This window comes from Kitasatospora sp. NPDC004615, from assembly GCF_042873545.1.
GTDB lineage: Bacteria > Actinomycetota > Actinomycetes > Streptomycetales > Streptomycetaceae > Kitasatospora.
The window spans coordinates 125053-146963 of the sequence record NZ_JBIALQ010000014.1 but is presented as its reverse complement, the minus strand read 5'-3'; the positions used below and the strand labels follow the sequence as shown (position 1 = coordinate 146963).

21 protein-coding genes are annotated in these 21911 nt (G+C 72.2%); 6 read left to right on the top strand and 15 right to left on the bottom strand.

Features of this window, described 5'->3' with window-relative positions:
- Positions 1 to 272 precede the first annotated feature (272 nt).
- The 3 genes from ACFYS8_RS34315 to ACFYS8_RS34305 all read right to left on the bottom strand — a co-directional run bounded on the left by ACFYS8_RS34315 (position 273) and on the right by ACFYS8_RS34305 (position 2266).
- The gene (locus tag ACFYS8_RS34315; RefSeq protein WP_387648927.1) at positions 273 to 1067 is read right to left on the bottom strand and encodes a DUF3710 domain-containing protein; all 795 of its coding nucleotides are present in this window, start codon (positions 1065 to 1067) and stop codon (positions 273 to 275) included.
- Positions 1068 to 1220: 153 nt separating this feature from the next.
- On the bottom strand, positions 1221 to 1688 hold the full coding sequence (gene dut, locus ACFYS8_RS34310; RefSeq protein ID WP_073817349.1) for a dUTP diphosphatase: 468 nt from the start codon (positions 1686 to 1688) through the stop codon (positions 1221 to 1223).
- Positions 1685 to 2266 carry a PaaI family thioesterase gene (locus tag ACFYS8_RS34305; RefSeq protein WP_387648924.1) on the bottom strand — a complete coding sequence of 194 codons (582 nt, stop codon included), beginning with the start codon at positions 2264 to 2266 and terminating at the stop codon, positions 1685 to 1687. Before ACFYS8_RS34305 ends, dut begins: the two co-directional genes overlap by 4 nt.
- A gap of 94 nt (positions 2267 to 2360) precedes the next feature.
- Here ACFYS8_RS34305 and ACFYS8_RS34300 point away from each other — a divergent pair, with 94 nt between their 5' ends.
- The gene (locus ACFYS8_RS34300; protein WP_387648922.1) at positions 2361 to 2810 is read left to right on the top strand and encodes a DUF3093 domain-containing protein; all 450 of its coding nucleotides are present in this window, start codon (positions 2361 to 2363) and stop codon (positions 2808 to 2810) included.
- Between the two features lie 244 nt (positions 2811 to 3054).
- Here ACFYS8_RS34300 and ACFYS8_RS34295 read toward each other — a convergent pair whose 3' ends face one another.
- The 4 genes from ACFYS8_RS34295 to ACFYS8_RS34280 all read right to left on the bottom strand — a co-directional run bounded on the left by ACFYS8_RS34295 (position 3055) and on the right by ACFYS8_RS34280 (position 7108).
- The gene (locus ACFYS8_RS34295; RefSeq protein ID WP_043909894.1) at positions 3055 to 3354 is read right to left on the bottom strand and encodes a DUF4193 domain-containing protein; all 300 of its coding nucleotides are present in this window, start codon (positions 3352 to 3354) and stop codon (positions 3055 to 3057) included.
- A 569-nt stretch (positions 3355 to 3923) separates the two neighbouring features.
- Positions 3924 to 4901, bottom strand: a complete 978-nt coding sequence (locus ACFYS8_RS34290) for an acyl-ACP desaturase (protein ID WP_387648919.1) — start codon at positions 4899 to 4901, stop codon at positions 3924 to 3926.
- 202 nt (positions 4902 to 5103) lie between these two features.
- Positions 5104 to 6408 carry a sensor histidine kinase gene (locus tag ACFYS8_RS34285; protein ID WP_387648918.1) on the bottom strand — a complete coding sequence of 435 codons (1305 nt, stop codon included), beginning with the start codon at positions 6406 to 6408 and terminating at the stop codon, positions 5104 to 5106.
- A gap of 46 nt (positions 6409 to 6454) precedes the next feature.
- On the bottom strand, positions 6455 to 7108 hold the full coding sequence (locus ACFYS8_RS34280; protein WP_030458051.1) for a response regulator transcription factor: 654 nt from the start codon (positions 7106 to 7108) through the stop codon (positions 6455 to 6457).
- A 465-nt stretch (positions 7109 to 7573) separates the two neighbouring features.
- Between ACFYS8_RS34280 and ACFYS8_RS34275 the strand changes: the two genes are divergently transcribed.
- Positions 7574 to 7759, top strand: a complete 186-nt coding sequence (locus ACFYS8_RS34275) for a hypothetical protein (RefSeq protein ID WP_073817364.1) — start codon at positions 7574 to 7576, stop codon at positions 7757 to 7759.
- Positions 7760 to 7834: 75 nt separating this feature from the next.
- Here ACFYS8_RS34275 and ACFYS8_RS34270 read toward each other — a convergent pair whose 3' ends face one another.
- Positions 7835 to 8635, bottom strand: coding sequence for an inositol monophosphatase family protein (locus ACFYS8_RS34270; RefSeq protein ID WP_387648945.1), 801 nt, complete (start codon positions 8633 to 8635; stop codon positions 7835 to 7837).
- A 5-nt stretch (positions 8636 to 8640) separates the two neighbouring features.
- Entirely contained in the window at positions 8641 to 9777 is a 1137-nt protein-coding gene (locus tag ACFYS8_RS34265) for a ferrochelatase (RefSeq protein WP_387648915.1), read from the bottom strand.
- A gap of 174 nt (positions 9778 to 9951) precedes the next feature.
- Here ACFYS8_RS34265 and ACFYS8_RS34260 point away from each other — a divergent pair, with 174 nt between their 5' ends.
- Together ACFYS8_RS34260 and ACFYS8_RS34255 are read left to right on the top strand one after the other, a co-directional pair.
- Positions 9952 to 11205, top strand: a complete 1254-nt coding sequence (locus ACFYS8_RS34260; RefSeq protein ID WP_387648913.1) for an MFS transporter — start codon at positions 9952 to 9954, stop codon at positions 11203 to 11205.
- Between the two features lie 116 nt (positions 11206 to 11321).
- Complete coding sequence (locus ACFYS8_RS34255) at positions 11322 to 12623, top strand: D-arabinono-1,4-lactone oxidase (RefSeq protein WP_387648912.1); 1302 nt, start codon at positions 11322 to 11324, stop codon at positions 12621 to 12623.
- 7 nt (positions 12624 to 12630) lie between these two features.
- Here ACFYS8_RS34255 and ACFYS8_RS34250 read toward each other — a convergent pair whose 3' ends face one another.
- Positions 12631 to 13443 (bottom strand): hypothetical protein, encoded by an 813-nt coding sequence (locus ACFYS8_RS34250; protein WP_387648910.1) that lies wholly within the window; start codon positions 13441 to 13443, stop codon positions 12631 to 12633.
- Between the two features lie 438 nt (positions 13444 to 13881).
- On the opposite strand from ACFYS8_RS34250, the gene sepH reads away from it, so the two are divergent.
- Entirely contained in the window at positions 13882 to 14958 is a 1077-nt protein-coding gene (gene sepH / locus ACFYS8_RS34245) for a septation protein SepH (RefSeq protein ID WP_387648908.1), read from the top strand.
- A 163-nt stretch (positions 14959 to 15121) separates the two neighbouring features.
- Here the strand turns inward: sepH and ACFYS8_RS34240 are convergent, their stop codons facing one another.
- From ACFYS8_RS34240 to ACFYS8_RS34220, 5 genes are all read right to left on the bottom strand, one after another.
- On the bottom strand, positions 15122 to 15952 hold the full coding sequence (locus ACFYS8_RS34240) for a sulfurtransferase (RefSeq protein WP_387648906.1): 831 nt from the start codon (positions 15950 to 15952) through the stop codon (positions 15122 to 15124).
- A gap of 35 nt (positions 15953 to 15987) precedes the next feature.
- Positions 15988 to 16635 carry a thymidine kinase gene (locus ACFYS8_RS34235; RefSeq protein WP_387648903.1) on the bottom strand — a complete coding sequence of 216 codons (648 nt, stop codon included), beginning with the start codon at positions 16633 to 16635 and terminating at the stop codon, positions 15988 to 15990.
- 46 nt (positions 16636 to 16681) lie between these two features.
- Entirely contained in the window at positions 16682 to 17842 is a 1161-nt protein-coding gene (locus tag ACFYS8_RS34230; protein WP_387648900.1) for an alkaline phosphatase family protein, read from the bottom strand.
- 7 nt (positions 17843 to 17849) lie between these two features.
- Positions 17850 to 18434 (bottom strand): DUF5998 family protein, encoded by a 585-nt coding sequence (locus tag ACFYS8_RS34225; protein WP_043909865.1) that lies wholly within the window; start codon positions 18432 to 18434, stop codon positions 17850 to 17852.
- Positions 18435 to 18556: 122 nt separating this feature from the next.
- On the bottom strand, positions 18557 to 21325 hold the full coding sequence (locus ACFYS8_RS34220) for a GNAT family N-acetyltransferase (RefSeq protein WP_387648942.1): 2769 nt from the start codon (positions 21323 to 21325) through the stop codon (positions 18557 to 18559).
- 181 nt (positions 21326 to 21506) lie between these two features.
- On the opposite strand from ACFYS8_RS34220, the gene ACFYS8_RS34215 reads away from it, so the two are divergent.
- Positions 21507 to 21785 carry an HPr family phosphocarrier protein gene (locus tag ACFYS8_RS34215; protein ID WP_387648897.1) on the top strand — a complete coding sequence of 93 codons (279 nt, stop codon included), beginning with the start codon at positions 21507 to 21509 and terminating at the stop codon, positions 21783 to 21785.
- Positions 21786 to 21911 lie beyond the last annotated feature (126 nt).

Sequence of the window (21911 nt, the reverse complement as noted above, 5' to 3'; positions counted from 1 at the left end):
GTTGACTTTTGGCACGCTGTTGAGTTCTCAAGGAACGGACACTTCCTTCGGTCTGCTTTCCAGCAGGCCCTCCGGGCGCTTCGTTCTTTCGTGTTCTCAGCTTATCAGATGTTTTCCGCTCCGTTTTCCGGAGTTTCATTCGATCCGACTTGCTTTCGTTCGCCCCTCTCGGTGCGACTCCGGAACTGTACGGGGATCCGAGTCCGCAAAGCAAATCCGCCCCCGCACGCGGACCGTGCGGGGGCGGAAGGGGACGCGGGACGTCCTGGAGGTCAGCGGACCTCGGTGATCTCGGGGCCGCGCGAGAACGGGTCGATGGAGCCGCCCGCGTAGGGGGACTCGCCCTCGGCGGTGGAGGCCGCGGCGCCGTCGGCGACCATCTGGGCGTCCTCGGGGAGCTTGAGGACGATCGGGTCGCGGGGCGCCATGGGGGCTTCGCCGCGGACCACGACGGTCTGCCGGAAGACCTCTTCGAGGATGCCGGCCATCTCGGGCTGGACCGCGGCCTGGCCGGAGATCACGCCGCGGAGGAACCAGCGCGGTCCGTCGCAGCCGATGAAGCGGACCAGCTGGACACCCTGGGTGCCGTCGGGGAGCTGCACCGGGACCTGGGCGCGGAGGTGCCAGCCGAGCGAGCCCTCCTCTTCCTCGATGGCGCCGCCCTGGCTGGTGATGCCGTTGGCGATCTCCTCGCGGACCTCGCCCCAGATGCCCTCCGACTTGGGGGCGGCGAAGGCCTGCAGCTGGATGGCGCTGTTGCCGAGCACCAGGGTGGCGGCGACGATCGAGTCACCGGCCACCTCTACCCGGAGCTCCATGCCCTCGACGCCGGGGACCAGCAGGCCACCCAGGTCGACGCGGCCCTCTTCGGGCTTCTCCAGCTCGGAGACGTCCCACGGCCCGTCCGGGCGCGGGGCCGGCGGAAGGCCGACCCGGTCGGCCGGGTCGAGTTCGGTGTCGTTCTCGTTCTCGACGGAACCCTCGACGTCATCGGCCGTCTCGTCGGCGCTGATGGCGTCCTCGGCGAGCTGCTCGACAGCGTCCTCGCTCTTGCGACGACGGAACACGGTCACTGTCCTTCCCGGTCCAAGACCGAATCCAAGACCGAACGCGAATATCTGCTACCTGCTACCCATCGGACCGGCCGAAAATCGCTGCAACTGCATCGCTTCTTCCACCGCTCGTCGTGCTGCCCGGCTGGGCCGGGACCGCGGCGCATGCTAGACCGCAGCGTGACCGCCGGTCGAGCCGAACCCGCCTTCGGCCCGGACCGAACCCGGGAGTTCACCCACTTCGTGGAAGCGGGCCTTCTCGACCTGCTGGATGACCAGCTGGGCAATTCGGTCGCCTCGCTTGAAGTTGACCGGCTCCCGAGGGTCCAGGTTGACGACGATCACCTTGATCTCACCACGGTACCCGGCATCGACCGTCCCTGGGGCGTTCACCAGTGCAACTCCGCAGCGGGCTGCCAGACCGGAGCGCGGGTGAACGAACGCGGCGTAGCCGTCCGGTAGCGCAATGGAGATGCCGGTGGGGAGCAACGCCCGTTCGCCGGGCTGGAGTTCGGCGTCCTCGGTGGTGCGCAGGTCGGCGCCGGCGTCGCCGGGGTGCTCGTAGGCGGGGAGCGGGATCTCCGGGTCGAGGCGGCGGATCAGGATGTCGACGGGCTGGCGGGCGGAGTCGGTCACGGGTTCACCTCGAAGGCTCGGGCGCGTTTGATCTGGTCCGGGTCGTCCAGGACCTTCTGCACGTCCTCGGGTCGGCCGTGCGTGGTGAAGTGTTCCAGCTTCACCTGGACGAACAGTGCCTGGGCACGAATGGCGACCGGCCCGTCGGGGCCGCCGATGCGGCCTTCGGCGGCGCTGTAGACCTTGCGGCCGTGGACGCCTGTCACCCGTGCGTGGATGTGCAGCACGGAGTCGACGGGGACGGGGCGAACGAAGTCGGTCTCCAGCCGGCCGGTGACGGCGGGGGCGCCGAGCAGCCAGTTGAGCGTGCCGAGGGTCTCGTCCATGGCGCTGACCAGGATGCCGCCGTGGGCGAGGCCGGGGCCGCCCTGGTGGGCCGTCTTGACGGTGAACTGCGCGGTGACGTCGAGCTGTTCACCGGCGACGGCGGTGAGCTGGAGGCCGTGCGGGTGGTGCGGGCCGCAGCCGAAGCAGCCGTCGTAGTGGGATCCGATGACGGTGCCGGGTGCGGGGGCGTACGGGGAGCGGGGCGGCAGGACGGCGTCCGCGGGCGGGGTGGTGGGGGTGGGTCCGTTCACGCTCGCGACCCTACCTGCCAGTAGGTTTCCGGGACAGGCACGCCGAGGGGCCCCGGCCGCCGGGCACGGCGTGTGCTGCGCCCACAATGGAGGCATGTACGAGGAACGTCTCACCGTCCCGCGGTCCTGGTGGCTGCTGCCCGTGGCGCTCGGGCTTTCGTTCGGGCTGATCATGCTCCGGTTCAACGGACTGGGCGCCCTGATCGGGCTGGTCGTGGGGGTGGCCGCCGGTGCGGCCGCCCTGAGCAGCTACGGCTCGGCGCGGATCCGGGTGGTGCAGGGATCGCTGGTGGCCGGGCAGGCCCGGATCCCGGTGAGCGCCCTGGGCGAGGCCGAGGTGCTGAACCCGAAGGAGGCCGTCGCCTGGCGCTCGGTGAAGGCCGATCCGCGGGCGTTCATGCTGCTGCGCAGCTACGTCCCGACGGCGCTGAAGGTCGCGGTGACGGACCCGACCGACCCGACCCCGTACCTGTACCTGTCGACCCGGTCGCCGCAGCGGCTGGCGGACGCGCTGGGCGAGGCGGCGGGCGGCCGCAGCCGCTGACCGGCGGCCCGGGGACAACCACAACGCAGACAGACCGAAAGGGACGGCCCCACCAGCGTGGGGCCGTCCCTTTCGGTCTGTCTGCGTGCTCTGCGGGTGCAGGCGCGCGGTTCGCGTTCTGCCGGGTGCGACCGCTCGGGACGGTCGCTGCTTCTGCCTCCGGCCCCGCTGCTCAGGGCCGGACGGGGCGGCGTACCGGGCCGGCGGAGGGGTGTCGCCCGCCCGGGCCAGTGCCGCTCCGTTTTCAGGCGCCGCAGTCCCGGCAGATCGGCTGGCCGTTCTTCTCGCTGTAGAGCTGGCTCCGGTGGTGCACCAGGAAGCAGCTCATGCAGGTGAACTCATCGGCCTGCCGCGGCAGCACGCGGACCGACAGCTCCTCGTTGGAGAGGTCGGCACCGGGAAGCTCCAGGCCCTCGTTGGCGTCGTACTCGTCGACGTCGACGGAGCCGGAGGCCTTCTCGTTCCGGCGGGCCTTCAGTTCCTCGATGCTGTCCTCGTTGAGGTCGTCATCGGTCTTGCGTGGGGTGTCGTAGTCCGTTGCCATTTTTCGCTCTCCCCCTTTGGGTGTGTGCGGTATCTCCAGCGCACGTAACGCCTGGGGGGCCGGTCTTGTGCCCGACCCGAGGGCGAGATTGTGCCTTACTTCAAGCCCTGTTACTCAATCGACACCCGGCCCGAGGCCCGTCGGGACGGTCGAACAGGGTTCGAAAGAGCTCACCCGTGCGGGTGAGCCGGCCACAGGTGCGAGTCAGCGATCGTGACGGTGCGTGGCGGCCGATCGGCGCCCGGAGCGGCAACTCGGCGGTCAGGAAAGGTTCTTGACCAATGGTCGAGTTGTCCGCGATTATCGGGCGCGGTGACCCATCGTAGCCACCCCATCCGAACGGGTGATCGCCCGGCCGGGTGGCACCAATGAGCCACCCGGCCGAGTGTGATGTTCGTCACATCTGGCGCGAGTGTGGGCGATTCCCGCGAAAACGGGCCTTTCGGCTCACCTTTGTGCGGTCGGATTGTCCGCATACCGACCGGAATCGAACGGAGACGTTCCGCTCCTGGGCGACCACACTCCGCTGCGGGTGGCCGGCCACGCCCGACTGCGCGTGGCGACCGCGCTCAGGCGCGGGCGGCGGCCGCGGCGGCGCGGCGGGCGAGCAGCGCGGCCTGGCGCTCGTCGAAGCGGGTGGCCTGGGCGTCCAGGCCCTCCAGGAAGGCGCCGAGCTCCTCCTGGGCCTGCCGGCCGGCCGGGCCGAGGCCGGTGATCTCCATGACCTTCAGGTGGCGCAGCACGGGCTGCAGCACGTCGTCGTGGTGGATCCGCAGGTTGTAGATGCCGCCGATGGCGATCTGGGCGGCGGAGCGCTCGAAGCCGGGCATGCCGTGGCCGGGCATCCGGAAGTTGATCACCACGTCGGCGACGGCGCGCATGGCCTGGTCGGGGGCGAGCTCCAGGGCGGCCTTGAGCAGGTTCCGGTAGAAGACCATGTGCAGGTTCTCATCGTTGGCGATCTTGGCCAGCAGCTGGTCGCAGAGCGGGTCGCCGGAGTGGTGGCCGGTGTTGCGGTGGGCGATCCGGGTGGCCAGTTCCTGGAAGGCGACGTAGGCGACGGACTGCAGCATGCTGTGCGCGTTGTCGGACTCGAAGCCGTTCGCCATGTGCGCCATCCGGGCCCGCTCCAGCTCGACCGGGTCGACGGCGCGGGTGGCCAGCAGGTAGTCGCGGATCGCTATGCCGTGCCGGCCCTCCTCGGCGGTCCAGCGGTGCACCCAGGTGCCCCAGGCGCCCTCGCGGCCGAACATGGTGGCGATCTCGTGGTGGTAGCTGGGGAGGTTGTCCTCGGTCAGCAGGTTGACCACCAGCGAGATCCGGCCCAGCGGGGTGACCTTGGACTGGTCGAGGGACCAGGCCTCGCCGCCGAGCACGCCATCGAAGTCCCGCCCCTGGCTCCACGGCACGTACTCGTGCGGCATCCACTCCTTGGCCACCTTGAGGTGGCGGTTGAGCTCGGTCTCCACGACCTCTTCGAGCGCGAGGATCAGCCTGGCGTCGGTCCAGGCGGTCGTTGCGATGCGCTGCACGGGGGCGATGGTCACGGCGGTTGCTCCTGCGGAAGTGCGGGCGGACCTACGGCTGCGTAGGTTACGACACCGTAAGTTCTTCCGGCCGCAAATGACAAGCCGCCCCTGTCCAGCGCTTATGTCGTTCCGACAAAGGCTGGGCAGGGGCGGCTGAGGGCGTCCCGGCACCGGAAAACGCCGTGTACGGGCACAGGCGGCCCGCAGGGTGTCCCGGCGACTAAGGGATGCGGACCTGGATGCGCAGGCCTCCTCCGGGGCGGGCAGTGGCCTCCAGGGTGCCTCCGTGGGCGCGCACCACGGAGCGGACGATCGACAGGCCGAGACCGACGCCCTTGTCGCTGCGGGTGCGGTCGGTGTTCTTCAGCCGCCGGAACGGCTCGAAGATGTGGTCCAGCTCGTAGCCGGGGACCACCGGGCCGGTGTTGCTCACCACCAGCTCGCCACCCCCGCCGCGGACCGTGGCGGTGGTGATCTCCACCCAGCCGCCGGGGCTGTTGTAGCGGACGGCGTTCTGCAGCAGGTTGAGCGCGATCCGCTCCAGCAGCACGCCGTTGCCGTGGGCGGGCGCGGCGGCCAGTTCGGGGCGCAGCTCGACCTCGCGGTTGCCGGCCTCCGGGCGGATCTGTTCCAGCGCGCGCTGGGCGACCTCGGCGAGGTCGACCGGGCGGCGCTCGGTCAGCTCGTTCTCGCTGCGGGCCAGCAGCAGCAGGCCCTCCACCAGCTGTTCGCTGCGCTCGTTGGTGGCCAGCAGGGTCTTGCCGAGCTGTTGCAGGTCGGGCGAGGTGTTGGGATCGGAGAGCTGCACCTCGAGCAGGGTGCGGTTGATCGCCAGCGGGGTGCGCAGCTCGTGCGAGGCGTTGGCGACGAACCGGTGCTGGGAGTCGAAGGCGCGGTCGAGGCGCTCCAGCATCTCGTCGAAGGTGTCGGCGAGTTCCTTGAGCTCGTCGTCCGGGCCGTCCAGGTTGATCCGGCGGTGCAGGTCGGAGCCGGCCACCTCGCGGGCGGTGCGGGTGATCCGGCCGAGCGGGTGCAGCACCCGGCCGGCCACCGTGTAGCCGACCGCGAAGGCGATCACGGCCAGGCAGACCAGGGCGGTGAGCGCCTTGCGCAGCAGCGTGGAGAGCGCCTCGTTGCTCCGGGTGTCCTGGAAGTGCGCCAGCCACCGGTCGAGCTCGCCCTGGTTGGTCAGGGTGGCGCCGTCGTAGGCCCGCAGTGTGACGCCCTGGCCGAGGGTGAAGTGCGGCACCAGGTCGGTCTGGAAGGCCGAGCGGACGAAGTAGTACATCAGCAGCAGCAGCACCACGCCGGCCATCAGGAACATCCCGCCGTACAGCAGGGTGAGCCGGATGCGGATGGTGGGCCGCAGCGACAGCCAGGCGAACAGGCCGTCGCCGGGGCGGTAGGCGTCGTCGTCGCGGCGTGGGCCGGGCGGGCGCGGGGGGTGGTTCGGTCGCGGGGGCACCTGGCCCGGGCCCGGAGTGGGCACGCCGGGGGCCCCGCCGGCGGGTGGCGGGGTGGTCATGGCCGTAAGTCCTCTCAGACGGCGGTGGGGGTTGCGGCGGGGCGCGTCAGACGCGGTAGCCGGAGCCGGGGACGGTGACGATCACCGGCGGGTCGCCGAGCTTGCGGCGCAGGGTCATCACGGTGACCCGGACCACGTTGGTGAACGGGTCGGTGTGCTCGTCCCAGGCCTTCTCGAGCAGCTGCTCGGCGGAGACCACGGCGCCGCCGGCCCGCATCAGGACCTCCAGCACGGCGAACTCCTTGGGAGCCAGCTGCACGGGCTTGCCGTCCCGGATCACCTCGCGGCGGCCCGGGTCCAGGCTGATCCCGGCGCGCTCCAGCACGGGGGGCAGCGGGACGGTGGCGCGCCGGCCGAGGGCGCGGACGCGGGCGACCAGCTCACTGAACGCGAACGGCTTCGGAAGGTAGTCGTCGGCGCCGATCTCCAGGCCCTCGACCCGGTCGCTGATGTCGCCGGAGGCGGTCAGCATGATCACCCGGGTGGCCAGGCCCTGCTCGACGACCCGGCGGCAGACGTCGTCGCCGTGCACCAGCGGGAGGTCCCGGTCGAGCACCACCACGTCGTAGTCGTTGACGGCGATCCGCTGCAGCGCGGCCTCCCCGTCGTAGACGACGTCGACCGCCATGGCCTCCCGGCGCAGACCGGTGGCGACGGCCTCGGCGAGCAGCTGCTCGTCCTCGACGACGAGTACCCGCACGGTGTTTCCCTTCTCCCGGATCGGCCCAGGCCGTGCTGCCCGTGCGGGCCGTGATGCGCCGGGCGCGGATCCGGACATACGGATCCGACGGTGTCTCCATCCTGCCTGGTCGCGCGGTAAAGCAGTCGTAAGTCCGGTGCGCCGACGGCGAAAACGGAGGCTTCGGATGCCGGTTGGACTGTGACTCGGGCAACTTTCCCTTGAGTTGAGGTTTCCCGGGGCCCCGGGTGGGGAGGACACGTGCACACCGTGATGCCGTCCCTTGGCGGCTTTTCACGGCCACCACCCGCCAGTGCCCCATCCGCACCGGCCGTGGATCGAGAGCCACCGGGTCGCGACTCAATTGTCGCGCGAGCGCCCGACCGGATCCTGCACCGGTCGTGGTGCCTGTCCGGGGTTCATCCGATTCCGTGCCGGGGGGTGCCTCGGGACCGTGCCCGTCCGACACAGGAAAAGGGGGCCCGTATGGACGCCTTCACCGCCGGAATCCTTCAGCGGATCAAGAACGCCGAGCAGGATCTGCACCGCGCGATCGAGTCCGGGGACGAGTTCCTGGCCGAGGTCGAGCAGTCCGAGCTGGAAGACCTCCAGCGTCTCGCCGCCGAACACGGCGTCGACCCGATGCTCGGAACGCACCGCTCCGCCGCCTGAACCCCTCCCTCAACGCACCAGCGAGCCCTGGCACGGTCTCCCCGCGCCAGGGCTTTTCGCTGCCCGGACGGGGCCTCAGTCGTGCCAGGCGCCGAGTTCCTCCAGCCGGGCCTGCAGCGGCTCGAACACGCCGGGCGGGGCGGCGATGGTGAGTTCGCCGTCGGCGGGCAGGCCGGGGCGGGAGCCGGTGAGTGCGCCGGCCTCCTGGGCGATCAGGACGCCGGCCGCCCGGTCCCAGGGGGCCAGGCCTCGCTCGAAGTAGCCGTCGAAGCGGCCGGCGGCGACGTCGCACAGGTCGACGGCGGCCGCGCCGGCCCGGCGGATGTCGCGGACCTCGCCCATCAGCGCGTGCAGCACCTCGGCCTGGTGCACCCGGCGCTCGCGCAGGTAGCCGAAGCCGGTCGCGACCAGCGCCTGGCCCCAGGCCGGGGCCGGGCGGACGGTGAGCCGCCGGCCGTTCAGCTCGGCGCCGCGGCCGCGCACCGCCTGGAACAGCTCGCCCCGGGCGGGCACGTACACCACGCCGACCACCGCTTCGCCGTCCAGTTCGGCGGCCACGCTGACGGCCCAGGACGGCAGCCCGTAGAGGTAGTTCACGGTGCCGTCGAGCGGGTCGACCACCCAGCGCACGCCGCTGGTGCCGGGGCGGTCGGCGCCCTCCTCGCCGAGGTAGCCGTCGTCGGGGCGGCGGGCCGAGATCAGTTCCAGCACCAGCTTCTCGGAGGCCAGGTCCATCTCGGTCACCACGTCCACCGGGCTGCTCTTGGTGGCGGCCACCCCGAGGTCCTCGGGCCGGCCGTCGCGGAGCAGTTCCCCGGCCCGGGTGGCGGCGTCGATGGCGGTGGCGAGCAGGTCGTCCAGCAGTTCCACGATCAGTTCCTTCAGGCTTCGGCGGCGGCGGGGCGGGGGGCGCGCGGGTTGGGGCAGCAGGCGGTGGCGCACACGTCGTGGCTGGGGCCGAGGGTGCCCAGCGCGCAGCGGGTGACCGGCTCGCCGCGCTGCGCGGCGGCCCGTTCCAGGACGAGTTCGCGCACGGCGGCGGCGAACCGCGGGTCGGCGCCGACGGTGGCGGCGCGGGCGACCGGCAGGCCGAGTTCGGCGGCCTTCGCCACCGCCTCGGTGTCCAGGTCGTACTTGACCTCCATGTGGTCGGAGACGAAGCCGATCGGCACCATCACCACGGCGGCGGCGCCGTCGGCGTGCTGGGCCGCCAGGTGGTCGCAGATGTCCGGCTCCAGCCACGGGATGTGCGGGGCGCCGCTGCGGCTCTGGTAGACCAGCTGCCAGGGCCGGTCGGTGACGCCGGTGTGCTCGGCGACCGCGTCGGCGATCAGCCGGGCGACGTCCAGGTGCTGGGCGACGTAGGCGCCGCCCGGGGTGCCGCGGGCCGGGTCGTCGGGGGCGCCGGAGGTCTCCGCCATGGCGGTCGGGATGGAGTGCGTGGTGAACGCCAGCCGGGCGTTCTCCTGTGCTCCGGCCGGAAGTTCGGCGAGCGCGGCGAGGGTGGCGTCGATCATCGGCCGGACGAAGCCGGGGTGGTTGTAGAAGTGCCGGAGCTTGTCGACGGTCAGCTCGGGCCGGCCCTCGGCGGCCAGTTGGACGAGTGCGTCGGCCAGGTTCTCCCGGTACTGCCGGCAGCCCGAGAAGCCCGCGTAGGCGCTGGTGGCGAGCACCAGCACCCGCTGGTGCCCGGCGTCGGCGATCTCCCGCAGGGTGTCCACCAGGTACGGGGCCCAGTTCCGGTTGCCCCAGTAGACCGGCAGGTCGAGGCCGTGGTCGGCGAAGTCCTTGCGGAGTGCGGCCAGCAGGTCGCGGTTCTGGCCGTTGATCGGGCTGACGCCGCCGAACAGGAAGTAGTGCTTGCCGACCTCGGTCAGCCGCTCCTTGGGGATGCCGCGTCCCCGGGTGACGTTCTCCAGGAAGGGCACCACGTCCTCGGGGCCCTCCGGCCCGCCGAAGGACAGCAGCAGCAGCGCGTCGTACGGCGCGGGGTCGGTGGGGGTGCGCGTGTCGGGCATGGCTCCGATCCTGCCACCCGCGGCGGTGCGGCCGGTGCGTGCCTTCCGATGGCGGGTGTCCGGATTATCCCGGGTGCGGACGATGGATCACGGTTCGTAAGCTGTGTGGGCGATAGTTGTGCCTTACCCCTATCCACGCCCCCCGCGCCGCACCCCGTCCGACGGAGCCATCCCGTGCTGTCCAGCTACCGCCAGATATTCGCCGCCCCCGGCAGTCTGGCCTTCTCCTCCTCCGGGCTGATCGCCCGCCTGCCGATCTCGATGACCGGGATCGGCACCGTCACCATGCTCGCCGAGATGAAGGGCACCTTCTGGCTCGGCAGCGCGCTGTCCGCCACCCTCGCGATCTCGGCGGCGATCCTCGGCCCGTGGATCTCCCGCCTGGTCGACCGGCACGGCCAGCGCCGGATCGCGCGGCCCGCCACCCTGGTCACCGTGCTGGCTGCGGCCGGCCTGCTGATCGGTGCCCGGACCGGCCTGCCGGACTGGACGCTGTTCGTGTTCGCGGCGGGCATGGGCGTGATGCCCAGCACCGGTTCGATGGTGCGCGCCCGCTGGGCCCAGCTGTACCGGAACGAGCCGCCGAAGCTGCACACCGCGTACTCCTTCGAGGCGGTCGCGGACGAGATCTGCTTCATCGTCGGCCCGATCCTCGCGGTCTCGCTGGCCACCACGCTGTTCCCCGAGTCCGGCGTGCTGCTGGCTGCGGTCTTCCTGGTGGTCGGCGTCCTGCTGTTCACCGGTCAGCGGCGCACCGAGCCGCCGGTGCATCCGGCCACCCACCATGCCGGGCCCGCGGTGATCGCCAACCGGGGCCTGCAGATCCTGGTGATGACGCTGGTCGCCACCGGCGGCGTGTTCGGCTCGGTCGAGGTGGTCACCGTCGCGTTCGCCAAGGCCCAGCAGCACACCGGCGCCTCCGGCCCGGTGCTCGCCGTCTACGCGCTCGGTTCCTGCCTGGCGGGCGCGGTGTTCGGCACCCTGAAGCTGTCCGGCTCGATGGCCCGCCGCTTCCTGGTCGGGGTGACGGTGATGGCCGTCGGCATGGTGCCGCTGATCCTCGCCGCCCAGCTGATGCACGGCACCGCCGCGCTGGTGGGCGTCGGCACCGCGCTGTTCCTGTCGGGTCTGGCCATCTCGCCGACCCTGATCACCGCGATGGCGCTGGTCGAGCGCCTGGTCCCGGCCGCCCAGCTGACCGAGGGCATGACCTGGACCACCACCGGCATGGCGCTGGGCGTGGCGTTCGGCTCCTCGGCGGCGGGCCTGGTGGTGGACGCGAGCGGCGCGGCCGACGGCTACTGGGTGCCGGTCGCCGCCGCGGGCCTCGGCGCGCTCGCCGCGTACGTCGGCATGCCCCGGCTGCGCCACCAGCTGGCCGCGGCCGAGCAGGCGCCCGCCACGAAGGCCGTGGCGTCCACGATGTGAGCCTCCCTCATGTTGGGTCCTTCGGACCATGGACCAGCGCCCGAGGCAGTGACTACGCTCCCCCTACCCACCGGTAGAACCGGCAGGCGGGACACGCGAGCGGGAGGGCTCTGGAGATGACCGAGGTCTGGCGGAACTGGGCGGGAAACCAGAGCGCGCGGCCCGCGCAGGTGACGGCACCGGGCTCGGTCGAGGAACTGGCCGCGGTGATCAAGGCGGCCGCGGAGGCCGACCGCCCGGTGAAGGCGGTCGGCTCGGGCCACTCGTTCACCGCGATCGCCGCCGCCGGCGACGCCGTGATGGTGCGCCCGGACCGGCTGACCGCGGTGCGCGGGATCGACCGCGCCGCCGGCACCGTCACCGTCGAGTCGGGCCTGCCGCTGCACAAGCTGAACCGGCTGCTGGCCGCCGCCGACCTGTCGCTGACCAACATGGGCGACATCGAGGTGCAGACGGTGGCCGGCGCCACCAGCACCGGCACCCACGGCACCGGCCGGGACTCCGGCTCGCTGGCCGCGCAGATCCGGGCGGTGGAGATCGTCCTCGCCGACGGCTCGGTGCAGACCTGCTCGGCCACCGAGAACCCCGAACTCTTCCAGGGCGCCCGTCTCGGCCTCGGCGCGCTCGGCGTGATCAGCGCACTGACCTTCGCGGTCGAGCCGATGTTCCTGCTCAGCGCGCACGAGCAGCCGATGGGCTTCGACGAGGTGCTCGACCGCTTCGACGAACTGACCGCCGTCAACGAGCACTTCGAGTTCTACTGGTTCCCGCACACCGACCGCTGCTCGACCAAGCGCAACAACCGCAGCCAGGGCCCCGCCGCCCCGCTGCCGAAGTTCAAGGCCTGGCTGGACGACGACTTCGTCTCCAACACGGTGTGGGAGGGCGTCTGCCGGGTGGGCCGGAGCTTCCCCGGCTCGATCCCGACCATCGCCCAGATCGCCAGCCGCGCCTGGTCGGAGCGCCGCTTCACGGACCAGGCGTTCAAGGTCTACACCAGCCCCCGCAAGGTCCGTTTCGTCGAGATGGAGTACGCGGTGCCGCGCGAGTCGGCCACCACCGTGCTGCGCGAACTGAAGGCCCTGGTGGAGCGCTCGGACTGGAAGATCAGCTTCCCCGTCGAAGTCCGGGTGGCCCCGGCGGACGACCTCTGGCTGTCCACCGCGAACGGCCGGGACAGCGTGTACATCGCCGTCCACCTGTACCGGGGCACCCGCGAACTGGGCTACTTCAGCGAGGTGGAGAAGCTGATGACGGCCCATCAGGGACGCCCGCACTGGGGCAAGCTGCACACCCGGGACGCCGAGTACCTGTCGTCCGTCTACCCGCACTTCGGCGACTTCACCGCACTGCGCGACAAGGTCGACCCGGAGCGCCGGTTCGCCAACGACTACCTGCGCCGGGTGCTCGGCGCCTGACCGCCCGTCAGCCGGTCTTCTCCGCGCCGGGCACGGTGTCATGCCCGGCGGCGGGGCCGGGCGAGGCCTCCCCGGTGGCCGCCGGGGAGCTGCCCGCGCTCGGCGAGGCGGAGGGCTCCGGCTTGGTGGACGGCCGGGGCGAGGCGCTGGGCGCGGGCGAGCCCGAAGTCCCCGACGAGGGCAGGTCGCTCGGCCCGGGCGAAGACGGCTCGCGGCTCGGCGGCTGGGTCGGGGCGGGCTGCTGCCATCCTTCCTTGCCCCGGCTGCCGTCACCGTCCGTACCGGTCTTGTCGCTATTTCCGCTGCCGCCGGTCGGGCGCGACGGGTTGAACGAAGTGCCGCTGCCGTCCTTGCCGGTGGTGATGTCGTGCAGCGGCTTTCCGGTGGCGAGTTCCACCGACACGATCGGCACCATCGCAATGACGAACACCAGTGCGGATACCGCCGTGTAGGACTTCCAGGTCCAGCGCCGTTTCGCCCGCACCAGCTGCGGCTCGTTCCAGTCCCCGCTGATTCCGCCCGCCGGAGCCGGCCGGGGATCCGCGCCGGGCCCGGATTCGGCGCCGCGGTTTCGCAGCCGTTCCGCGGTGCGCTTGAACAAGTGCTGGAAGACCGCGCTTCCGGTGGTCGCCCCCACCGAGACGACGGCAGCACCGAGTATCGTTCCGTACACTCCGAGTTCCGAGGCGAGTACCGCACCGACCACCGTCGCCAGCGCGCTCGCCGCAACCTGGGTGACCGTCAGGTCAAGCCGCTTGCGCTCGGGCTTCGGGTCGGCCTGGTCCGCTCCGTGCGCGAACTGCTCCCTCTGCTGCGGCATCCAGGTCCCTCGGTCGGCGTGTCGGAATTTCGAACAAGTCTCTCCATCTTGCCCAAAGAAGGACACAAGGGTCGAAAATCCGGTTCCTCCCGGTCGATATATGTGAAGATGATCACCGTCCGTTGATCACTGGCCGTCCATTGGCGTGCCCACTCTTGAGATTCCGATGATTCGCGGGAGACTTGAGCGGCGAGCCGCCCCTGTGGATGCCACGAATGGAGTACTGTTCGTGGAGCCTGAGCCTTCGGTCCCGCCTGTCGACACACCGTCAGACGACAACCCGGGCGCCCGGGTGCGATGTCGACCGTCGACGTGGCAAACAGGCAACCGTGCCACAGCGGCGCGCCCGGGCGAAAGCCCGACACGCCGGGTAACTCTGCAAGGTTGTGGCCACTCGCCAGCGGGCAGGCCACACTCAGTACGGGAGCAGCGACGCAGGTGACGTCGGCAGGCACCACCCGGGAGGTAACCGTGCCCGAACTGCGCGTCGTGGCCGTCAGCAACGACGGCACACGGCTGGTGCTCAAGGCTGCCGACAGCACGGAGTACACCCTTCCGATCGACGAGCGGCTGCGCGCCGCCATCCGGGGTGACCGGCCGCGGCTCGGCCAGATCGAGATCGAGGTGGAGAGCCACCTCCGCCCGCGGGACATCCAGGCGCGGATACGAGCCGGTGCCTCCGCCGAGGAGGTCGCACAGGCCGCCGGCATCTCCGTCGAGCGAGTCCGCCGCTTCGAGGGTCCGGTGCTGGCCGAGCGCGCCTTCATGGCCGAGCGGGCCCGCAAGACGGCGATCCGCCGCCACGGCGAGTCCACCGGCCCCCAGCTCGGCGAGGCCGTCGCCGAGCGGCTCGCGCTGCGCGGCGCCGAGAAGGACACCGAACGCTGGGATTCCTGGCGCCGCGACGACGGCACCTGGGAAGTCATCCTCGTCTACCGCGCCGAGGGCGAGCACCGGCGTGCCTCCTGGTCCTACGACCCGCCGCGACGGCTCGTGCAGCCGAACGACGACGAGGCGCGCGCGCTGATCGGCGAGAACGTCGAACGCGAGGAGGACTCGGTCTTCCCGTTCATCCCGCGGATCGCCCGCCTCCCCCAGGAGCGCCCGGCCCGCCCGATGATCGAGCGTCCCTCCGCCGACCGCATCATGCAGGTGCGCGAGGCCCGCGAGGCAGTCGCCGCGGTCTCCCCCGAACGGGACTCCCTCACCAGCCTGTTGGACGTGGTGCCGTCCTACCGCGGCGACCTGACCCCGGTCGGGCCGAGCGTGGAGACCACGGTCACCGAGGAGCCCGAGGAGATCGACGAACCCGCGAGTGCGCCTGCGGCGAGCGTCGGCGCGGGCTCCGCGTACGCGGACATCCTGATGCCCCGCTCGGTCTCCCCGCACCGCGACCGCATGGTCGGCGCGACCGACCGCCAGGCGGAAGCGGACGGCGTCCGCCCCGGCCGGCGGGCGACGGTGCCGAGCTGGGACGAGATCGTGTTCGGCTCCCGCCGCAAGAAGCCCGAATAATCAGGGGCCCGGGGAACGGCGGGGCCGAGACTGCTGGTGATCAGCAGGGCACGGAAAGGCCCCGTCGTTTCTGGTTCCCGTCTTCAGGCCGCCAGCAACACGGCCCTCCGCTGTCCCCGACCACTCGCAGCTCGGCCCCGCCGTTCCCCGGGCCCCGGGTGGTTCACCCCACAGCGACCGGGTTGGCCGGGTTCGCAGACCATTCGCTCCAGGAGCCCGGGTACAGCGCAGCGCCGGTGTACCCCGCGAGTTCGAGGGCGAGGAGCTGGTGCGCGGCGGTGACGCCGGAGCCGCAGTAGACGGCGGTGTGGGCGGGGGCGGTGACGCCGAGGGCGGCGAACCGGGAGGCCAGATCCGCTGCGGGGAGGAAACGTCCGTCCGCCGACAGGTTCTCCGTGGTGGGGGCGGAGGTCGCGCCGGGGATGTGGCCGGCGCGGGGGTCGATGGGCTCGGTCTCGCCGCGGTGGCGTTCGCCGGCCCTCGCGTCCAACAGGAGTCCGGTGCGGGCGAGTTCGGCGACCTGGGCGGCGTCGACGGTGGGCAGGTGGCCGGGGTCGACCTTGAAGTCCCCGTCACCGGAGGTGGGCGTCTCGGTGCTGACGGGCTGCCCGGCGGCGAGCCATCCGGCGAGGCCGCCGTCGAGGACCCGGACGTCGGGGTGGCCGGCCCAGCGGAGCAGCCACCAGGCGCGGGCGGCGGAGAGCGAGGGGCCGGCGTCGTAGGCGACGACGGGGCGGCTCGTGGTGACGCCGGCCCGGCGCAGCGCGGCGGTGAGGCGTTCGGCGTCGGGCAGCGGGTGGCGGCCGGCGGCGCCGGGTGGGTCGGCGAGGTCGTGGTCGAGGTCGAGGTAGTGCGCGCCGGGCAGGTGGCCCTTGGCGTACTCCTCGGCGCCGGGCGGGCCGCCGAGCTGCCAGCGGATGTCGAGCAGGACCGGCGGGTGCGGGGTGTCGAGCGCGGCGGCGAGTTCGGCGGCGGTGATCAGCGGCGAGGTCATGCTGCCATTGTGGCGGCAACGGACCTGACGCGGTGTCAGCCCTCGAACGGGAGTACGTCCGGGGAGAGCACGGCGGCGCGGGCGGTGGCTGCGGTGAGGCGGCGGCGGTGGTGGCGCCGGCAGAGCACCTCGTAGCCGATCTCGTCCTCGTTGACGGCGACGTCGCCGACCACGACCTGGGCTCCCTCGACGACCATGACGCCGCCGACGGTGCGGGCGTTGTGGGTGGCGCGGGCGCCGCACCAGCAGAGGGCCTCGACCTGGAGGACCTCGACCCTGTCGGCGAGTTCGATCAGTCGCTGGGAGCCGGGGAACAGCTTGGTGCGGAAGTCGGTGGTGATCCCGAAGGTGAACACGTCGATGCCCAACTCGTCCACGATGCGGGCGAGTTGGTCGATCTGTCCGGCGGAGAAGAACTGGGCTTCGTCGCAGATCAGGTAGTCGACCTTGCCGCCGGCGGAGAGCAGGTTGACCACGTAGGCCTGGAAGTCGAAGGCGTCGCCGACCTCGACCGCTTCGGCGCGCAGGCCGAGGCGGCTGGAGATGGTGGCGGCGCCGGCCCGGTCGTGGCGGGTGAAGATCATGCCCTGCCGGCCGCGGGCGGTGTGGTTGTGGTCCATCTGGAGGGCGAGCGTCGACTTGCCGCAGTCCATCGTGCCCGAGAAGAACACCAGTTCAGCCATGGGTTGAGCGTCAGCCTTTCGGGCGTGGGTGGTTGACGGGCCGGTCTCAGCCACGGACTTCGAGCAGCGGGACGAGTTGTTCGACGGGGGTCATCGAGCCGTGCAGGCCGACCATCTGGGACTCGCCGGGCTCGTTGCGGCTGGCGATGATCGCGATGTCGTCGCGCGCGGCGGCGACCACATCGCCGATCCGGTGATAGACCCGTTCGTCCACCTCGGGGCCGAACCAGCCTGCGGCGATGGCCTGTTCGCGGGTGGCGACCCACATCTGTTCGCCGAGGACCTCGCTCCACACGGCGTGCACGTCGCCGGCCGCGCCGGGGTGGGCGTACACGTGGCGGGCGCGGCCCTCGCCGCCGAGCAGGGCGACGCCGGCCGAGAGTTCCCAGTCCTCGTCGAAGTCGATCCGGTTCTCCGGGGTGACGTCGATCATGCCGTGGTCGGCGGTGATGTAGAGGGCGGAGCGCGGCGGGAGCTGTTCGGCGAGGCGGCGGGCGAGCCGGTCGACGGTGGACAGGGTGAGCCGCCACTCGTCGGAGTCGACGCCGTACCGGTGCCCGGCGGCGTCGAGTTCGCTCAGGTACGTGTAGACCAGGGCGCGGTCGTGCTCGGCCAGCCAGGCGGCGGCCCGGTCCATCCGCTCCTCGCCGGTGGTGCGGCCGAGGAAGGTGCCGCCGGAGAGCGCGACCTGGGTGAGCGGGGTGGTGGCGAACAGCGGGGAGGACACCTGCGCGGTGGCCACCCCCGCGAGGTGCGCCTGCTCGAAGACGGTCGGGTAGGGCTGCCAGGCGTGCGGGTCCACCGGCGGCTGCCAGCGCAGCTGGTTCATCAGCTGCCTGCGGCCCGGGATCGCCACCGTGTACCCGGCCAGTCCGTGCTGCCCCGGCGGCAGGCCGGTACCGACGGAGGCCAGCGAGGTGGCGGTGGTGGACGGGAACCCGGCCGTGATCGGCGTGCCCGCGGCCGTCAGCGAGTTGAGGAACGGCGCCCAGTCGGGGTGCCGGCGGATCAGCTCCCAGCCGAGGCCGTCCACCAGGAAGACGCACACCCGGTCGGCGGGCTCCAGCGGCAGCGTGGCCCGGTAGCCGGGCACGCCGAGACCCGCCGCCAGGGTCGGCAGCAGGTCCGAGAGGGAGGCGCCGCCGTAGCGCGGGGCGGGGGCGTCGGCGGGGTCGAGCGGATCGAACGAGTCGTAGCCGTGATGCATACCGGGCTCAGCCGTTGGCCACGGTCGCCTCGGACAGCGCCCGGGCGAACACCAGCGCCTGGGCGACCGTCTCCGGGCCGTCCCCGGCCTCGCTGACCCGCAGCGACAGGTCGTCGGCGGTGGCGGAGCCGGTGTAGCCGTGGTCCGCCTCGCAGTTGGGGTCGGAGCAGCCGGCCGGCTCCAGGTCGAGGCGCTGCACGGCGCCCCAGCCGATGGTGAGGACGACCTCGCGGGGCAGGGTGCCGGGGGTGTACGTCTCGGGGTTGGCGACCATGCGGCTGATCACCACGGAGTTGATCCGGTCCAGCCGGACCGTCTCGGTGGAGGTGGTGGCGTACGGGACGGGCGTGGCCGCGTCGCCGTTCTGCTCGTCGGTGTGGCTGACCACGAAGCGGGACGGGGTGAGCACCAGCACGGTGACGTGCCGGCGGACCTCGTTCGCGTCGAAGGTGGTCTCCTGGTGCACCAGGTACGAGCTGATCGGCTCGGGGCCCACCGCGGACTCCACCGCCTCGGAGACCAGCGCCGGGTAGTAGCCGCTGCGCTCGATCGCGGACCGCAGGTCCTGCGTGGTGGTACCGGTCTTCGCCATATCTCCATCCTGGCATGTCCCGCCGGTCCGGCGGGTGGCACTGCGCCGGGGTCGCCCGGCCCGTCGTCCTGCCGTCCGGCCCGGGGGTTGCCCGCTCCTGCCGGGCGGGCAACCACGCAAGATTACAGCGTGCTCATGGCGCGCGGTCCCAGATCGGTACGGACCGGCAGCGGCGCGATCCGCACCCGGGCGCCGAGCACGGTCAGGCCGTGCGGGGCGACCACCACGGGCTCCAGGTCCACGGCGGCGATCTCGGGCAGGTCGTCGACCAGGCGGGAGACCCGCAGCAGCAGTTCCTCCAGGGCTCCGGTGTCCACCGCCTCCGCGCCCCGCCAGCCGAACAGCAGCGGTGCGGCGCGGACCTCGCGGATCAGTTCGGCGACGTCCCGGTCGGTGGCCGGGACCAGGCGGTGGGCGACGTCACCCAGCAGTTCGGCGGGGGCGCCGGCCAGGCCGAAGGACAGGATGGTGCCGACCGCCGGGTCCACGGCGGCGCCGATCACGGTGTCCACGCCGCGCGGGGCGAGCCGCTGCACCACCAGTTCCGCCTGCGCGGCGCCGCCCAGCAGGGCGTCCAGTTCGCGGTGGGCGCGGCGCAGTTCGGCCTCGCTGGTGAGGTCGAGGCGGACGCTGCCGAGGTCGGGCCGGTGGCGCAGGTGTTCGGCGGTGGCTTTCAGCGCAACGGGGTAGCCGAGCGTGGCCGCCGCCTTGACGGCGCTGTTCTCGTCGGGCGCGGCCAGCGTCGGGCTGACCGGGATGCCGTAGTGCCCGAGCAGCGCCGCGGCGTCGAGATCGGGCAGGGTGACCCGGGCCCCGCCGGACTGCAGCCGGGCGGCGACCGCCTCGCGGCTGCCCAGCGCCTGCTCGACCAGCGCGCGGGCGGCGCCCTCGTCCACGCCGTCGAGTTCGGGGACCCGCGCGGTCTCCTCGGCCTCGGCGCTGCGGCGTCGCCACTTCGCGTAGCGCACCGCGTCGGCCAGCGCGTGGACGGCGCGTTCGGGGGCCGGGTAGGCGGGCACTCCCCCGGCCCGCAGCCGGGCGACCAGGCCGGGCAGTGCGAGGTGGGCGAGCAGCAGCGGCTTGCCGAGTTCCCGGCCGCGCTCGGCGGCGTCCAGCAGCGCCTGGGCGATCTCCGGGGCGTCCTCGACCAGCTCGGGCGCGGACTCGGGGCCCAGCACGCCGATCGGCGGGATGGCGACGGCGATCACCGCGTCCACCTGCGGGTCGCTGAGCGCGGTGTCCAGGGCGATCCGGAAGTTCTCGCCGCTGGCGCCGGTGGTCAGGTCGACGGGGGTGCGCGGGCGCAGGCCGGTGCCGAGGCAGGTGTCGTAGGTGAGCAGGCCGAGCGAGTCGGAGTTGCCGACGATCGCGACCTTGTTGCCGGCCGGGAGCGGCTGGCCGGCCAGCAGTTCGCCGGTGTCGAAGAGTTCGGTGATGGTGTCCACCCGGATCACGCCGGCCTGCTGGAACAGCGCGTCCACGGTGGCGTCGCGCAGCCGGGTGGCGGCGGGCTGGACGGCGTGGCCGGGCGGCAGGCTGCCGGTGTGCCGGGCGCCCTTGAGCACCACCACCGGCTTGGCGGCGGCCAGCCGGCGGGCGATCCGGGTGAACTTCCGCGGGTTTCCGAAGGATTCGAAGTAGAGCAGCACCACGCCCGTGGCGGCGTCCTCCTCCCAGTACTGGAGCAGGTCGTTGCCGGAGACGTCGGCCCGGTTGCCGACCGAGGCGAACGAGGAGACGCCCAGGCCGCGCCGGTGGGCGGCCTCCAGCAGGGCGACGCCGATCGCGCCGGACTGGCAGAACACGCCGAACGGTCCACGGCCGGGCAGGACGGGGGCCAGCGAGGCGTTCAGCCGGCGCTCGGGGTCGGTGTTGATCAGGCCGAACGCGTTCGGGCCGACCACCCGCATACCGGCGGCCCGGGCCTGCCGGACCAGTTCGCGCTGCTTGTCACGCCCGTCCGGCCCGGTCTCGGCGTACCCGGCGGTGACCACCACCAGGCCCTGCACGCCGTGCGCGCCGCACTCGGCGACCACGGCGGGGACGGCGGGCTCCGGCACCGCGATCACCGCCAGGTCGACCGGGCCTCGGATGTCCAGCACCGAACGGTGGGTGGGGACGCCGTCCAGCTCGGTGCCCGGCTCGACGGTGCGGTTCACCGCGTACACCGGGCCGTCGAAACCCGCCCGGATGTCGCGCAGCAGCGCCCGGCCCACCGACTGCGGGTTGCGCGAGACGCCGATCACCGCGATCGAACGGGGCGTCAACAGGCGCTGCACGGAACGCGCTTCGGCACGGTGCTCGCGGGCCCGCATCACCGCGAGCGACGCGGTGGTCGGCTCCAGGTCGAACTCCAGGTGCACCACGCCGTCGGCGAAGCTGCGCCGCTGGGTGTAGCCGGCGTCGGCGAACACCTTCACCATCTTCCGGTTCTCCGGCAGCACTTCGGCCGTGAACCGGCGGATCCCGCGCTCCTGGGCGACCGCCGCGATGTGCTCCAGCAGAGCGGAGGCGATGCCCCGCCCCTGGTGGGCGTCCTGCACCAGGAACGCCACCTCCGCGTCCGTACCGGTGGTGGACGGCATGCCCGCCTTGTCGATCCGGTCGTAGCGGACGGTCGCGATGAACCTGTCCCGCACCACCAGCGCCAGGCCGACCCGGTTCACGTAGTCGTGGTGCGTGAACCTGCGCACGTCCTTGTCGGACAGGTGCGGGTACGGGGCGAAGAAACGGAAGTACTTCGACTGGTCGGAGACCTGCTCGTAGAACTCCACCAGCCGGTCCGCGTCATCCGCGGTGATCGGTCTGATCCGGGCCGTGCCGCCGTCGCGCAGCAGGACATCGGCCTCCCAGTGCTGCGGATAACCGTGCTCGGCCTCTTCGCGCGCCATGGCGTGCTTGACGGTGTCGTGCTCCACGGTCGTCAGGGTAGTCGTCGGCGAGCCTGATGGCGCCGCCCGTGCCGGGCACGGCACTCTGACCCTGCTCGCCCCCGGGCCGCGACAGCACCGGCGTGCAACACTGGTCTAGACAACACCTGCACCACCCTGCACCACCTGAAAGGCACCTCTCATGGCTGAGCGCCGCGTCACCATCGGTTGGGCCGAGGGCCTGCACGCCCGTCCCGCCTCCCTCTTCGTCAAGGCCGTCACCTCCACCGGCGTCCCGATGACCATCGCCAAGGAGAGCGGCACCCCGGTCAACGCCGGCTCCATGCTCGGCGTACTCACCCTGGGCGCGGAGGGCGGCGAGACCGTGATCCTCTCCGCCGGCGCGGAGGGCGCGGAAGCCGCGCTGGACCGGGTCGCGAAGATGGTGCACGAAGGCCTGGACGAGCTGCCGGCTGCCTGACTTTTCAGGGGGGTTGTTCGGGGGTTGGGTCTCCAGGGGCCCGAGGGTGCACCACCAGGGGCCCGTGGGGGTACCTCCCAGCCCCCTGGGGCTGGGGGAGAACGGCGGGGCCGAGTCTGCTGGTGA